Consider the following 15,186-nt stretch of genomic DNA (forward strand, 5'->3'; position numbering starts at 1 on the left):
CTCAAAGAAACATATTTAATGGATAATTTTCAAATTGAAACCGCTCAAAATATCGGAATTCAGCAAAATTCGGCTTCTATCGGAGATCGAATTTTAGCATTTTTAATAGATCTTTTTATAATTGCCGCCTATGGTATTCTTAGCATGCTATTATTGGCAGGTTTAGAAGCCGATCGTTTTGGCGAAGGCGTGTATTATGTGGTGATAGGTTTGCCTATTTTTCTTTATTATTTATTATTTGAAACTTTTTGGGACGGTAAAACTCCTGGGAAGTCTGCATTAAAAATACGAGTGGTGAAATTGGATGGATCTCGGCCGGCTTTTTCAAATTATCTTATCCGATGGTTATTGCGAACTATCGACATTAGTTTAGGAAGTGGTAGCATCGCTGTAGTTACTATTTTACTTAATGGTAAAGGACAGCGTTTAGGCGATATGGCCGCAAAAACCACAGTAATTTCTGAAAAAAGAAAAGTGAGTTTAGCGAATACCTTAGCTGTTGAAATCCCTGAAGATTACAGTCCAAAATATCCACAGGTAACAGTTTTAAACGATCGGGATGTACAAGAAATTAAAGAAATTTACAGAAAAGCAAGAATGAATGGAAATCATAATGTGATCATTGCTTTAGCTGAAAAATTATCGAACTTACTGGGAGTGAAATTTGAAGAAAAACCAATGGTTTTTGTAAAAAGAGTGATCGAAGATTATAATTATTTTACGCAACAGTAGGTTAGAAGTTAGATTTAAGATATTAGAGCCTAGAACCTAGACATTCTTCATTAAAAATAGCACCGTAAAACTTAGATTATTGATAATTGCTAACTGTTAATTGTTAATTGATCTCTGCCAACTGAGACTGCTCACTGCAAACTGAAAAACTATTCAATAATCTCGACCTTCATTTCGATATTATCGATTGGCCATTCTGATTGTCCAGTTTCGACTTTAGAAATTTTATCTACAACATCCATTCCTTTGGAAACATACCCAAAAACAGTATGTTCATCGTCCAAATGATGCGCTCCATTAGGATTTAAAACCACGAAAAATTCAAACGGACTCGATGCTTTGCTGGTATTCTGCTCCGCATACTTTGCTGCAGAAAAAGCTCTACGATTATGGGTGTGGCCTGCATTTAATTCATTCGGGATTAAATAATCTCCAATAGCGTATCTTTTTTTATTAGTAGAAGCATTATCTGAATTACCTCCCTGAATCACAAAATTTGGCGCCACACGATGAAAATAAGTATTATTAAAATAATTGTTTTTAACAAGCATAATAAAATTGGCGCGATGCAGCGGCGTATCACGATATAATGTTACCTCAAATGCTCCAAAAGAGGTTGTTATAAGTACTTTATTCTCTGGATTTTTCTTTCCATATTCGGTTAAAAATGGTATTAATTTTTCTTGCGGAATAGGAAAGGCGGTATCTTTTTCTGTTTTATTTTTCTCCTGTTTATTTTCAATTTCTGAAAAATCGACTTTATTTTTTACCGAATCCTCGCTTTTTATGCTATTTTTAACGGCTGCCGAGGTGTTTTCTGAATTATTATCGCCTGAAGTTTTCTTATCTTCACAACTTGCGAAAACACTAACAACCAAAATTACGATTACTGATACACGTTTAAACATGGAATTTTTCGAGTTTAAAAATAGAATTTCAAATTTAAAAAAAATTGAACTGCCCGGCGAGGCTGCACACAATAAATTAGCCCCTTCTATTAGAGTTCAGGAACTTAAAAAAATTGACTTTTCAGCAAAAAGAACAAATAAAGCGGGAGTAATGGCGGTTTTTTACCCCAAAAATGGTCAAACTTATTTTGTGCTTATTCTAAGAAAAACTTATAAAGGTGTTCATTCAAATCAAATTGGTTTTCCCGGCGGAAGGGTGGAAGAGGAAGACGAAAATATAGAAGAAACGGCTTTACGTGAAACTGAAGAGGAAGTTGGTATCCCTCGAGATAAAATTAAAGTGATAAGAGGATTAACAAATCTGTATATTCCGCCCAGTAATTTCTGGGTACATCCTTTTGTAGGAGTTATGACTGAAACTCCACATCTTATTCCGCAAGAAAGCGAAGTAGAAGCTATATTGGAAGTAAAACTTGAAGACTTTTTAGATGAGAAAAATTTTGTGACCGAGAATTTGAGTACTTCTTATATGGAGAATATTGATGTTCCAGCATTCTTATTGAACGATCAGATCGTTTGGGGCGCAACAGGCATGATGCTTGGTGAACTTCGAGAAATGCTCCAGGAAATTCTATAAAATCGAAATCCTTATATTTGTGGGTTTTTCAGAAAAAATGAAGAGGAATTTTTAGTTTTCGTTAAAATAGAACCATTGCGACCAATAGACCAACTAAATTATGGGATTATTCAAAAAGAATCCATTTGGACATATATTATTTATTAAAAAATGGCTTATTCGAGTTTTCGGATTAATGACGCATCGTCGTTATAGAGGATTCAACGAATTAAATATAGAAGGTTCAGAAATTATCAAAAACCTTCCAGAAAGAGGAGTTTTATTTGTTTCTAACCATCAAACATATTTCGCCGATGTTGTGGCCATGTTTCACGTTTTTAATGCCAGTTTAAGCGGAAGGGTAGATAGCATAAAGAACGTGGGTTACATCTGGCAACCCAAAATGAATATTTACTACGTTGCAGCTAAAGAAACAATGAAAGCCGGATTGTTGGCCAGAGTTTTAGCATATGCGGGGGCTATTAAGGTAGAACGAACCTGGCGATCTAAAGGCCAAGAAGTAAAAAGAAAGGTAAATCCAGACGATTCTAAAAATGTAGGAGTCGCTTTAGATGATGGTTGGGTTATCACTTTTCCACAAGGTACCACAACTCCTTTTAAACCTATAAGAAAAGGGACAGCTCATATTATTAAACAATACAAACCAATTGTTGTGCCTATTGTTATAGACGGTTTTAGACGTTCTTTTGATAAGAAAGGTCTGCGTATAAAAAAGCGAGGCATTTTACAATCATTTCAGGTAAAAGAACCTTTAGAGATCGATTATGATAATGATAGTATTGAGGATATCGTTGGAAAATTAGAATATGCAATCGAACAACATTCTTCATTTTTAAAGGTAATTCCAACAGATGAACTGGAAGAGATAGAACATTTAAATGAAAAACGCCGCTATTCTTATAAAGAAGAATAGCAGCGTTGTTATTCAGAATTATAAAGGTGTTAATCGCAGTCTAAATTTTTTAACTGCGTATAGTTTTTCTTTAATCGCCTTAGTAAAATACCATAAATAAGACGATAAAATAACCAGATCCCGCCAAGAACAATACTCAGAACAATTATGATTATCCCGATAAATTTAAAATAATCGATAGTGTCGAAATCTTTTATTGGATTATTTTCGATGTGAGTTTCATGCAAATAATGATAAAAAATAAGGAAAGAATACATGACGATTACAAAAGCACTTGAGATCAACATATAACCAATGTAATGCTTAACAGTTTTCCTGGTTTTTAAAATATTTTGCATCAATTTTTTGGTAGAGCTGGTCGAGGATATTCTTTGGTAGTTTTTATAGAATTTGTACACAAAAAATAACCAGATAATTAGATTAATACCATTTAATGCGATGGTAAACTCTCTTAAATCTACCTTATCCAGATTTTTCCAGTAATTATCATCCATTACAAAGAAGTTAAGTGCAATACCAAGCACAAACTCACATAGACTAATAACAAACAACCACTTTACGATCGAAGAAGATCGTTTCCAGATCATTTTATAAAGATCGTCATAGGAAACTTTGGGAAGATTCACTTCCTGGTTTTTCCAGTCTTTTTTTAATAATTCTAATCCATCCATAGTTTACGGATTTAAAACACTTTTAAGTTTAGTTTTTATTCGATTCATTTTCACTCGTGCATTCACTTCACTTATTCCTAAAGTTTCCGATATTTCTTTGTAATTTTTATCTTCTAGATAAAGAAAAACCAATGCTTTTTCAATATCATTTAATTCTTTAATAGCACTATACATCAATCCTAATTGCTGTTCGGTTTCATCGTCATAATCTTCCGCTTTTATTTTAAAATGAACGGTATCAAAATCCTGAGTTGCAATACCACGTTTTTTCTTTCGGTATAAGGTAATTGCAGTATTTAAAGCTACTCTGTACATCCATGTACTAAATTTAGCATCACCCCTAAATTTAGGATAGGCTTTCCATAGTTGAATAGTGATTTCCTGAAACAAATCGTTATGCGACTCTCTATCGTGCGTATATAATCTGCAAATTTTATGCGCAATATTTTGATGTCGCTCTAAATTTGTGACGAATTGATGTTCTAATTCTTTCTCCACATTGATTGATTAGCTTCTATAGGTAGCAATAAACTATTTTTTGTTACACAAAAACTTTAAAATACCGTTAATGCGCTTCGTTTTTATGGTTTAAGCCGTAACTTTACGGTAAACCAATCAATAATTATGAATATACCCAGAACCGAATTGCCCAGGGTGGTCATCATTGGTGGCGGTTTTGCCGGAATTTCCCTGGCAAGAAAGTTATTAAACGAAGAAATACAGATGGTCTTGCTAGACCGTAATAATTATCACACCTTTCAACCCCTTTTATATCAAGTATCAACCTCTGGATTAGAGCCAGATTCTATTGCATATCCCTTAAGAAAAGTGACAAGGAATTCGCAAAAATGCTTTTTTCGAAATGCAGAAGTTGAATCTATAGATGCCGAAAATAATATCATTCACTCTAATATTGGAGAACTTGTTTACGATTACTTGGTGATTGCTACCGGATCTAAAACGAATTTCTTCGGAAATGAGAGTGTAGAAAAGAATGCCATGTGGATGAAAACGATCCCGCAGGCATTAAATATTAGAAGTCTCATTTTAGAGAATTTAGAGCAGGCTGTAATTGAAACAGATCCAGAAAAGCGTAAATCCTTATTAAATTTCGTTTTAGTTGGGGCTGGTCCTACCGGAGTTGAATTGAGCGGAGCTATAGCAGGCCTTCGGAATAATATTGTGCCAAAAGATTATCCCGATCTTAATCCCGCAGAAATGAATATTCACTTGTTAGAAGGTTTAGGGCGTGTACTTCCACCTATGAGTGAAAAATCTTCTAAAAAAGCTCAGAAATTTTTAGAAGATTTAGGAGTAAAAATTCATTTGAACACCATGGTAGAGAATTATGATGGTCATTTGGTTACCACAAATACAGATCTAGCTTTAAAGACAGAAACCCTAATATGGTCTGCCGGGGTTACCGGTGCTCCTGTAAAAGGTTTAAATGCTTCTGCTATGATCGAAAAAGCAAATCGTTATGAGGTAAATGCGTTTAATCAGGTTAATGGTTACGAGAACATATTTGCCATTGGCGATATTGCAGTTATGCAAACTGAAGAATACCCAAAAGGACATCCAATGGTTGCACAGCCGGCTATACAGCAAGGAAAACATTTGGCAAAGAATCTTAAGAAATTAATTAAAGGTGAGAAATTAGAACCTTTTGATTATTTTGATAAGGGAAGTATGGCTACAATTGGAAGAAATAAAGCCGTTGTAGATCTTGGAAAATCAACTTTCGGAGGCTTTTTTGCCTGGTTTATTTGGATGTTTGTGCATCTTTGGTTTTTAATAGGCTTTAGAAATAGATTAGTCACCTTTTGTAATTGGGTATACAATTATATTAACTTCGATCGCGCGGCAAGGCTAATTATAAGACCTTATAAATCGAATAAAGAAAATTTGGAAACAAATCAGAAAAAAATATAGCATCATAAGCCAGAATAAAAAGATAATATAAACCCGTATCGAAAGATTCGGGTTTTGTTTTTTCAATTGGTCGCTAAAAAATTACAGTTCAGTTTTCTTTTTTACGGTAATGGATGTATCTGAAGCATTTTTGAAGTATAAAATCAATCAAAAATGAACTTCAAGTACTACCTTTTTCTATTCGTCTTTATTTTTATCACGAAATCGTCATTTGCACAACAGGAAATTTCTGGTGTGGTGACCGATAAAAAAGAGCAACCAATTGCAGGAGCTAATATTTATCTAAAAGGAACTTACGACGGAGCTATTTCAGATGAAAATGGTCGTTTTAATTTCACTTCAGAAGAAACCGGAATCCAAACATTAGTTATCTCCTTTCTTTCTTTTGAAACTAAAGAGATTTCAGCAGAAATTAATAGCCTCAAAAACTTACAAATTCAGCTTAAAGAAAAGTTTGATGCTTTGGGAGCTGTGATGATCAATGCAGGAAATTTTGAAGCAGGAAGCACTTCAGAAGCTTCCGTCTTAAAACCTTTGGACATTGTTACAACTGCTGGGAGTGTTGGGAATATCATCGCGGCGCTAGAGACACTTCCCGGCACGCAAAGCGTTGGGGAAAATGGGCGCTTATTTGTTCGAGGTGGCGATGCTACAGAAACACAAACATTTGTAGACGGTTTGCGTGTGGCGCAACCTTATAATGCATCAGTCCAAAATGTGCCTTCCAGAGGACGATTTTCACCTTATTTATTTAAAGGAATGTCGTTTTCTACGGGTGGCTACAGTGCAGAATATGGTAACGCCCTCTCCAGTATTTTAGTGATGGACACCCAGGATGAAGCCGAAGAAGATAATACTGAGCTTAGTTTTATGAGTTTAGGTTTAGGTATAGGCAAGACTAAAAATTGGGAAAAAAGCTCGATTACTTTAAATGCCAATTATACCAATTTAGGACCTTATCAATCACTAATCGATCAAAATATTACATTCGATAAAGCATTCCAATCCATTGCGGGAGAAGTAGTTTATAGAAATCAGTTAAAAAATGGCCTATTAAAAGTTTACACCGCATATGATTACACTTCTTTCAATGTAAATCAGCCAAAAGACGGCACTCGCCGTCAAGTGAATTTGAAAAATTATAATTTTTATCTCAATTCTACTTACGATCATTCCCTAGGAAATAAGTGGCATTTATTTAGCGGAATAAGTTACGGAAACAGCCAAAACGAAATTGATTTGGATACGGAAGCTATAGATGATATAGAGAATAGTTTTCATTTAAAGGCCAAGCTCAGCAAAAAGTTTTCCGATAAGATTAAACTCAATTTTGGAGTTGAATATTTTAATACCGACTTCGATCAATCATATTTTTCCGAAGACGGGAATTATAATCCTAATTATACTTCAGGATTATTTTCAGTATTTTCTGAAGCGGATGTTTACTTTACACAAAATCTTGCAGCTAAAGTTGGAGTTAGAGCAACACAAGATGCTTTGGCAGAAGAGATTTTTGCTAGTCCGCGAATATCTTTAGCATATAAACTCGATGAAAATCAACAAATTTCAACTGCTTTTGGAAGTTTTAAGCAGCAGACCTCTCAAGAATATTTAAAATTCAATCAAGATTTATTTCAGCAAAAAGCAACGCATTATATTCTTAATTACCAATATTCTAAAGCTTCAAAAACATTAAGAGCTGAAGCTTATTTTAAAAAATATCGTGACTTACTAACTTATACTGGCAAAGAAATTACCTACAATTCCAACTTTAGCAATTCGGGTTCAGGTTATGCCAAAGGCATCGATATTTTTTGGCGAGATGAACATTTTAAAAATTTAGATTATTGGATTTCTTATTCTTTTATAGATTCAGAAAGAAGATATCGAAACTATCCAACGCAGGTTACTCCTAATTTTGTAGCGAATCATAACCTATCGATCGTAAGTAAATATTGGATTCAATCTTTAAGAAGTCAGGTAGGATTTACATATAATTTCAATTCAGGCAGACCGTATAATGATCCTAATACTTCAAATTTTATGGCTGCAAAAACGAAATTTTATCATAGTTTAAATTTTAATTGGGCATATTTAGTAAGCAAACAACAAATTTTATACGTGTCCATTTCGAATGTTTTAGGAACCGAAAATATTTTTGGATACGAGTATTCAGATTATCCAAATGCGTCTGGCAGATACGCAGCTACTGCGGTTAGACCTACGGCAGATCGCTTTTTCTTTGTTGGTTTCTTTTGGACGATTAGTGATAATAAAAATCGAAATCAGCTAGATCAACTTTAAAATACAATTCAGTATAAAGTTTTGACGGTTCAGTAATCTATTCTTTAAAGTACAACTGTATTTATTCAATTTTACACTACAAATAAAATCAATCATAAACATGAAAACACTTATTATCCTATTATTAATTACGGCTGCAGAAGTTATCTCGGCACAGACATACGAGGAGGCGATGCAAAAAGGCATGCAGCATTGGGAGGAAGGAAATGTAGAAACAGCTAGCGCTCTTTTTGAACGTATAGCCAGTGCTGAAAAAGAAAACTGGTTACCAGATTATTATTTAGGACTGGTGAATATTACGGAAGCATTTAATACCAAGGACAAGAAGAAAGTTGAAGCTCAACTTAAAAAGGCGGAAGGTGCATTACAATCTGCGCTATTAAAAACTGAAGAAAACGCAGAGTTATTAGTGTTGGAAGCATTGATTTATACGGTGAAAATTACTCAAAATCCCATGATTAACGGACAAAAATATATGCCGAAAATCAATGAAATTTATGCAAAAGCTGAAAAATTTGAGCCAAACAATCCACGGGTGAAGTTTGAAAAAGCGCAATTTGCCATGGGGAGCGCAAAATTCTTTGGAAACGATCTTGCACCGATTTGCAAAGATATTGAGACTTCTATCGTCCTTTTTGAAGAATTTGAAAACGATACACCATTTTACCCGAACTGGGGAAAAGATCAGGCTATAAAAGCTTTGAAAAGTTGCCAGTAATAAATCAGATAGAGTGTAATTAAAATTTATAGTATTTTTAGAATCATAACATTTCGCTTATGCAAAGTTTACTTAAAATTTTCAAGATCAGTATTGTTGTATGTATTCTGGTTTTTGTTATTAACTTAATATTTAATGATTTTGATATCGATTTTTTTCGAGATATAAAAAACTGGGGAGTGATGGTTTTTTATAGTGTATCGATCACTATCGTTAATGTTTTGTATGCCGATCTTTTTGAAAAATATGTTGGTTGGGAAAATGCAGGAACAAGGCGAATATTCTATTCGGCCTTAGGTGCCATTATAGTTACACTTGTTGCTTATTTTTTGTGTAGGTTAATACATCTTGTGTGGCTTGTGCCCACAAAAACAATAGCCCAGTTTGTTAGCGAAGAAAAATTAAGATATTATTTATTCCCTCTTTTGTTTAGTACCGCAATAACCCTGTTTTTTCATTTGATTTATCTTTTTAGGGCGCGACAGGAAGAAAAAATGAAGGAGCAAAAAATTATAGCGGGTACAGCAACCTCAAGATTCGATGCGCTTAAAAACCAACTAGATCCTCATTTTTTATTTAACAGCTTAAATGTGCTAAGCTCTTTGATTGATGAAGATCCAGAAAAGGCACAGAAATTCACCGGTTCTCTTTCCAAAGTCTATCGCTACGTTTTAGAGCAAAAAAGTAAGGAATTGGTCACAATAGAAGAAGAGCTGAAATTCGCCAATGTGTATATGAATCTATTGAAGATGCGGTTTGAGGATTCTATTATCTATAATTTTCCTGAAAAATTAACGAATCCTGAGGCTAAGGTGGTTCCGCTTTCTCTTCAATTATTATTAGAAAATACCGTAAAACACAACAAGATCACCCCAGATTCTCCATTGGTGATTACTATTTACGAGGCAGATAAAATTTTGGTAGTTAAAAACAACCTTCAGCCAAAAGAAATTTTAAGAAATGGTAGCGGTGTTGGTCTCGCAAATATTAAGGAACGCTATAATTTACTTACCGAAAGAACCATGGAGATCATTAAAACTGAGGATGAATTTATGGTACGTCTTCCATTATTAACTAAAAAAACTAATCAAAAACCAATCATTAAAACTGAAAATATGAAAAGTTTAGAACTAGAAAATAAAGATTATTTAAACGCTAAAGAGCAGGTTAAAAAAGAAAAAGATTTTTATGGGAACTTAACTTCATATTGTATTATAATTCCTGTTTTAGCGGTTTTCAATTATTTGACTACAGATTTTTTCTGGGTGTTATTTCCGGCTTTAGGTTGGGGACTGGGACTTCTCTTTCATGGTCTTTCAGCCTTTAATTATAGTCCATTTTTAGGAAGAAAGTGGGAAGAGCGTAAGATTAGAGAAATAATGAATAAAGAAGATTAAAATACGCGATGAGAAATTCAGAAGAAAAATATCTTTCGGCGCGGGAAAAAATGAGAAATATTAAAAAGTTCTATGCTCATGCGATATCCTTTATTCTCTTTAATATTGTTTTTTTAAGTTTAAACTATTACGAAAACTACATCGAATTTCCGGAGGTTTTATGGGGAACTTTTGGTTGGAGCATAGGTTTAGCTTTTGATTATATGCAAGCATTTGATAAAAATCCGTTTTTAAGGAAGGGCTGGGAAGAACGCAAAATGAAAGAAATATTGGATAAATAAAGATAATTATAGATCATGCAAAATTCAGAAGAAAAATATATAGAAGCACGTAAAAAGGTAAAAAAGATAAAAGATTTTTATACACACTTAATGGTGTTCATCCTAGTAAATCTCTTTTTATTCGGTGTAAATTGGTACACTATCGATCTACAATATCCTTGGTTTTTGTGGGTTTTATTTGGATGGGGAATAGGTTTGGCTTTCGATTATCTGAAAGCTTTTGACAAAAATCCAATGTTCAATAAAGATTGGGAAGAGCGCAAGATCAATGAATACATGAATAAAGAACGTGAACAGCAGCGTTGGGAATAAATTACATAAATGAAAATAGTTATCGTAGAAGATGAGAAGCCGGCCGCACGACGGTTAAATCGTTTACTGAATAAAAAAGGCTTAGAAGTAGAAGTTATGCTGCATTCTGTAGCTGAAGGCATTTCTTGGTTTTCTGAAAATGAGCATCCAGATCTTATATTTTTGGATATACAGCTTAGTGACGGATTATCGTTTGAAATTTTTGAAGCCGTAAAGGTGAAAAGTGCTATTATTTTTACCACCGCTTACGACGAATATGCGCTTAAAGCATTTAAACTTAATAGTGTAGACTATTTACTGAAACCGATTGATGATGAAGAATTAGATGAAGCAATTGATAAATTTGAAAATACATTTCAATCTAAATCGGTCAAACTAAATGTAGATGATTTTAGAAATCTGCTTAGTTTATCTTCCTCTGATAATTACAAATCCAGATTCACTATTCAGGTTGGGCAGCATCTAAAAATTATAGATATAGAGGAAGTAGTTTGTTTTTATTCTGAAAATAAAGCAACTTATATTCACAATAAAGAGGGTAGATCTTATTTAATGGATTTGTCCCTAGAACAACTTGAAAAAGAGCTAAATCCCAAGCTGTTTTTCAGAATTAATAGAAAGTGTATTGTTCAATTAAAAGCTATTAAAGATATTATCTCGTACACAAATTCGAGGTTAGAACTGAAACTTACGAACTTCAATGAATTTCAAATGATTGTAAGTAGAGAGCGCGTTAAGGATTTCAAGAATTGGATTTCTTAATAAATGCTTCTTAAATGTTAAAAATCAAACTTTTAAAAACCGCTATGGTTTTTTATACGTAAATATAAATGAGAAGCAAAGTGAGAAATGCTTCTCAGGCTTGAATCATTTTTTTTGGTCGAATTTTTGGTTTGAGTTTTTGATTTTTTTTGGTTGGTTAGAATGAAAGGCTTGCTTCGGCAAGCCTTTCAGTTTGTCTGAAAAGAATGATAAACACCTATGAAAAAAGCCCGGCAATTGCCGGGCTTTTTAATTTTATAAAATTAAATACAATCTTAAGGAGCAGCAACTGTCCCTAAAACATATAATTGATCCATGGTTGGCGTTTCACTGCCACCTTCTGGCTCTAGCGTAATACCAAAGGCTTCAGATTGATTTACATTTTGTAGACTAAAGATTTTATTTTCATCGCTAGCAAAATCATCTAATAATCCTAAACTGGTAGGAGTGAGCGGTTGCATTGTTAAAGACCAAACCTGATAAACCTTACCCCTTGGAGGTTCTGGTAAACCTTTAGCATCAATATATGCAGTATTATCTATATCGTTCCAATACACAGTTGCGTAAGCATCAGAAAAACCTTCCTGGCCCTGTAATGGTATTCTCGAGATATTATTATCTCTTATTGCTGCTAAAATTTGTTTGGTATTTTCAGCTTCGTCACGTATATCTGCGATTTGCTGTTCAATAATACTGTTTTTCGTTTCAGCTTCAGTTAAAGATTTTCTAAGTTCACTATTTTGTTGGAATAAAAAGAATAGTCCGATCAAGAATACTAAACTTGCGGCCCATCCTATATAATTAACCCATCTTGTGCGTTGGCTACTTTCAGGGCTTAATTGCCTTACTGGAGTACGTGAAGATAATTTAGATTTTAAGGTCGACAATAGCGCTTCCGGACTGTATGGTGCAATACCGGCGGCTAATTTTTGTAAGGCATCTTCAATTTCTTCAACTTCTTTTTCTACTTCAGGGTATTCTTTTAATACCGCCGTTACTTCTCGACTTTCTTGGTCTGTAAGTGCGCCGTAAACATAAAGTTCCAGAATTCCAGATGATATATATTCTTCGATCTCAGCCATTAGTTTCCTACAATTTCTCTTAATTTATTTATACAGGCTCTATTTCTGGTTTTTACAGTTCCCAGGGGCATTTCCAATTCTTCAGCGGTTTCTTTTTGAGTATATCCTTTGAAGAATAATAGGTCGATTAATTTTTTACAAACTGGCTTTAGAACTTCAATATATTTTTTCAATCCTATAGCGTCTATAGTAGCACTAAAATTAGTTTTTGATTCTAATATATTTACGAAATTATCTGCAGCTAGGTTTTGTCGTTTATTTTTAAAGCTTTTTGACCGTATTTTATCTATAGATGCATTTCTTGCAATGTTTAGTACCCAAGTGAAAAAACGGCCTTTACTAGAATCGTAAGAGGCTGCATTTTCCCATATTTTCATGAATACATCCTGTAAAACTTCTTCGGCAACATCTTTTTCACCGATAATACTAAAAATTATTCCATAAGTACTTTCTGAGTAGAGCTGGTAAATACGCTCAAAGGCTTTTTGATTCCCTTTTTGTAACTCAAGAATAAGCTCATCCTGCTGCATAAATCTGAATGTGGTTAGTTTCTTTAAAAATATATAAAAAAATAAAAGCAGCTATATGAATAGCTGCTTTTATTTAAAATATTGTAGTATTTCTACTAAAATTATTTCATCTCAATAACTCCACATCCTACACGAGTACCAGCGGCACCTGAAGGTTGAGAAGTAAAATCGTCCACACCATCATGTACGATAATTGCTTTTCCTAGAATATCTTTAGTATCATCTCCACATCCTATACACCACTCATCTGTAGTTACTGTAATTGTTCCTTTTCCGCTAGAATCTACCTCAAAGTTTCCAATATCTCCTTTGTGGTATCCTTCTTCAGATCCCCATTTACCATGAGGCTCGTTAGTAGGATTCCAGTGTCCGCCTGCTGAAGTTCCATCTGCTGCAGAACAGTCGGCTTTTTGGTGAATATGGATTGCATGTTTACCTTCTGAAAGTCCCATGATAGTTGCTTCCATAGTTACTTCACCGTTTTCTTCAGTAAAAGTCACTTCTCCGGAAAGATCGCTATCACTTTTAGGCTCTAATGTTACCATAACTTCTTTTTTCTCAGAAGAATCAGCATCGTTATCTTCGTCCATTTCAGAAGTCATTTCTGTGTTTTGATCATCTACTTCTACTTCTTCGTTATCTTTTTTCTCGTTTTTACAACTAGTAATAAAAAGTGAAGCGCAGAATAGTAGCGATAAGCTAATACGTTTCATAATAATGATTGGTTTTGTGATTATAGGTACTAAAGTACTTTGAATATAGTGCTTTCGCAAAGATTTAAGTATAGCTTAACATTGCGAAGGTTCAATATTCACCTGCATTCATCATTTGTTTAGAAATTAATAATACAAAATGTTTAGAGTTAACTGTTGTAAAATTAACGCAATTAAAACTATTAACGATCTTCTTATTACTGCTTATGTTTAATTGAAATTTATTAAATTCCTAAAATGGATTTCAAGCGATTTTGATCGATTTCGGATCCTGCAAAATCGTCAAATTTTTTCTGAGTAGCTTCAATAATATGTTTTTGTATAAAAGGAGCTCCTTCTTTAGCTCCTTGTTCTGGTGATTTTATACAGCATTCCCATTCCATTACCGCCCAAATATCGCATCCATATTGAGTTAATTTAGAGAAAATAGTTTTAAAATCTACCTGCCCATCGCCGGGGTGGCGATATCTACCTGCGCGGTTTACCCAATCGTTATAACCACCAAAACTTCCTTTTTTTCCGGTAGGATTAAACTCTGCATCTTTCACATGAAACATTTTGATGAATTCATGATAGTGATCGATATAGGTTAAATAATCTAATTGCTGAAGAACAAAGTGACTTGGATCGTAAAGAAGATTTACTCTTTTATGATTATTGGTTTCAGCTAAAAAGCGTTCGAATGTGTCGCCGTCGTGGAGATCTTCACCAGGATGGATTTCGTAACAAAGATCCACTCCGTTTTCATCAAAAGTATCCAGGATAGGTAACCAGCGATTTGCTAACTCTTTAAATCCAAGTTCTACAAGACCATCTGGTCTTTGTGGCCATGGGTGGGCGGTATGCCATAAAAGCGAGCCACTAAATGTACCGTGCACATCTAAACCAAAATTCCTACTGGCTTTCGCGGCACTTTTAAGTTGTTCTACTGCCCATTGCGTTCTGGCTTTTGGATTACCTTTATATTCATCTGGAGCAAAATTATCGAACATAATGTCGTAGGCCGGATGTACAGCAACTAGTTGTCCCTGTAGATGTGTACAAAGTTCGGTGATTTCTAATCCATAAGATTCCACTTTCCCCTTAAGCTCATCGCAATAAGTTTTACTTTCTCCGGCTTTATTAAGATCGATCAAAGCTGACTCCCAAGTTGGGATTTGTATTCCTTTATATCCTAAATCTGCTGCCCATTTACAAAGACCGTCTAAGCTATTAAATGGAGCTTTAGAATCCATAAATTGAGCTAAATAAACCGCAGGTCCTTTTATAGTTTTCATTAGTTAGTTTTTTGAAG

General features: G+C 34.1%; 17 protein-coding genes. 10 read left to right on the forward strand and 7 right to left on the reverse strand.

Annotated elements, in window-relative coordinates; all coding sequences use genetic code 11:
• Positions 1 to 18: 18 nt before the first annotated feature.
• Positions 19 to 732, forward strand: coding sequence for an RDD family protein (locus PBT91_RS07445; RefSeq protein WP_270061149.1), 714 nt, complete (start codon positions 19 to 21; stop codon positions 730 to 732).
• Between the two features lie 149 nt (positions 733 to 881).
• Here PBT91_RS07445 and PBT91_RS07450 read toward each other — a convergent pair whose 3' ends face one another.
• A complete protein-coding gene (locus tag PBT91_RS07450) occupies positions 882 to 1,640 on the reverse strand; it encodes a peptidylprolyl isomerase (protein WP_270061150.1) in 759 nt (252 codons plus the stop codon).
• On the opposite strand from PBT91_RS07450, the gene PBT91_RS07455 reads away from it, so the two are divergent.
• Together PBT91_RS07455 and PBT91_RS07460 are read left to right on the forward strand one after the other, a co-directional pair.
• A complete protein-coding gene (locus PBT91_RS07455) occupies positions 1,639 to 2,277 on the forward strand; it encodes an NUDIX hydrolase (RefSeq protein ID WP_270061151.1) in 639 nt (212 codons plus the stop codon). The two genes, PBT91_RS07450 and PBT91_RS07455, sit on opposite strands and share 2 nt — an antisense overlap.
• A gap of 100 nt (positions 2,278 to 2,377) precedes the next feature.
• Positions 2,378 to 3,190 carry a lysophospholipid acyltransferase family protein gene (locus tag PBT91_RS07460; RefSeq protein ID WP_270061152.1) on the forward strand — a complete coding sequence of 271 codons (813 nt, stop codon included), beginning with the start codon at positions 2,378 to 2,380 and terminating at the stop codon, positions 3,188 to 3,190.
• Between the two features lie 29 nt (positions 3,191 to 3,219).
• On the opposite strand, the gene PBT91_RS07465 is transcribed toward PBT91_RS07460, so the two are convergent.
• Together PBT91_RS07465 and PBT91_RS07470 are read right to left on the reverse strand one after the other, a co-directional pair.
• Positions 3,220 to 3,861 carry a hypothetical protein gene (locus PBT91_RS07465; protein ID WP_270061153.1) on the reverse strand — a complete coding sequence of 214 codons (642 nt, stop codon included), beginning with the start codon at positions 3,859 to 3,861 and terminating at the stop codon, positions 3,220 to 3,222.
• Positions 3,862 to 3,864: 3 nt separating this feature from the next.
• Positions 3,865 to 4,359, reverse strand: coding sequence for an RNA polymerase sigma factor (locus PBT91_RS07470; protein ID WP_270061154.1), 495 nt, complete (start codon positions 4,357 to 4,359; stop codon positions 3,865 to 3,867).
• Positions 4,360 to 4,485: 126 nt separating this feature from the next.
• On the opposite strand from PBT91_RS07470, the gene PBT91_RS07475 reads away from it, so the two are divergent.
• The 7 genes from PBT91_RS07475 to PBT91_RS07505 all read left to right on the forward strand — a co-directional run bounded on the left by PBT91_RS07475 (position 4,486) and on the right by PBT91_RS07505 (position 11,567).
• Positions 4,486 to 5,793: an NAD(P)/FAD-dependent oxidoreductase gene (locus PBT91_RS07475; protein WP_270061155.1), complete on the forward strand. Its 1,308-nt coding sequence runs from the start codon at positions 4,486 to 4,488 to the stop codon at positions 5,791 to 5,793.
• A gap of 153 nt (positions 5,794 to 5,946) precedes the next feature.
• Positions 5,947 to 8,097 carry a TonB-dependent receptor gene (locus PBT91_RS07480; protein WP_270061156.1) on the forward strand — a complete coding sequence of 717 codons (2,151 nt, stop codon included), beginning with the start codon at positions 5,947 to 5,949 and terminating at the stop codon, positions 8,095 to 8,097.
• 100 nt (positions 8,098 to 8,197) lie between these two features.
• Positions 8,198 to 8,815 (forward strand): hypothetical protein, encoded by a 618-nt coding sequence (locus PBT91_RS07485; protein WP_270061157.1) that lies wholly within the window; start codon positions 8,198 to 8,200, stop codon positions 8,813 to 8,815.
• A 59-nt stretch (positions 8,816 to 8,874) separates the two neighbouring features.
• Positions 8,875 to 10,212 carry a 2TM domain-containing protein gene (locus PBT91_RS07490; protein ID WP_270061158.1) on the forward strand — a complete coding sequence of 446 codons (1,338 nt, stop codon included), beginning with the start codon at positions 8,875 to 8,877 and terminating at the stop codon, positions 10,210 to 10,212.
• A gap of 8 nt (positions 10,213 to 10,220) precedes the next feature.
• Positions 10,221 to 10,493, forward strand: coding sequence for a 2TM domain-containing protein (locus PBT91_RS07495; RefSeq protein WP_270061159.1), 273 nt, complete (start codon positions 10,221 to 10,223; stop codon positions 10,491 to 10,493).
• 15 nt (positions 10,494 to 10,508) lie between these two features.
• Entirely contained in the window at positions 10,509 to 10,805 is a 297-nt protein-coding gene (locus PBT91_RS07500) for a 2TM domain-containing protein (RefSeq protein ID WP_270061160.1), read from the forward strand.
• 9 nt (positions 10,806 to 10,814) lie between these two features.
• Positions 10,815 to 11,567: a LytR/AlgR family response regulator transcription factor gene (locus PBT91_RS07505; protein ID WP_270061161.1), complete on the forward strand. Its 753-nt coding sequence runs from the start codon at positions 10,815 to 10,817 to the stop codon at positions 11,565 to 11,567.
• 275 nt (positions 11,568 to 11,842) lie between these two features.
• On the opposite strand, the gene PBT91_RS07510 is transcribed toward PBT91_RS07505, so the two are convergent.
• From PBT91_RS07510 to PBT91_RS07525, 4 genes are all read right to left on the reverse strand, one after another.
• Entirely contained in the window at positions 11,843 to 12,649 is an 807-nt protein-coding gene (locus PBT91_RS07510; protein WP_270061162.1) for an anti-sigma factor, read from the reverse strand.
• Positions 12,649 to 13,179 carry an RNA polymerase sigma factor gene (locus PBT91_RS07515; protein ID WP_270061163.1) on the reverse strand — a complete coding sequence of 177 codons (531 nt, stop codon included), beginning with the start codon at positions 13,177 to 13,179 and terminating at the stop codon, positions 12,649 to 12,651. The genes PBT91_RS07510 and PBT91_RS07515 overlap by 1 nt, the downstream gene beginning before the upstream one ends.
• 101 nt (positions 13,180 to 13,280) lie before the next feature.
• Positions 13,281 to 13,892 carry a superoxide dismutase family protein gene (locus PBT91_RS07520; RefSeq protein ID WP_270061164.1) on the reverse strand — a complete coding sequence of 204 codons (612 nt, stop codon included), beginning with the start codon at positions 13,890 to 13,892 and terminating at the stop codon, positions 13,281 to 13,283.
• 224 nt (positions 13,893 to 14,116) lie between these two features.
• The gene (locus PBT91_RS07525; protein WP_270061165.1) at positions 14,117 to 15,169 is read right to left on the reverse strand and encodes a sugar phosphate isomerase/epimerase family protein; all 1,053 of its coding nucleotides are present in this window, start codon (positions 15,167 to 15,169) and stop codon (positions 14,117 to 14,119) included.
• Positions 15,170 to 15,186 lie beyond the last annotated feature (17 nt).

The sequence above is a fragment of the Zunongwangia sp. HGR-M22 genome, from assembly GCF_027594425.1.
Lineage (GTDB): Bacteria > Bacteroidota > Bacteroidia > Flavobacteriales > Flavobacteriaceae > Zunongwangia.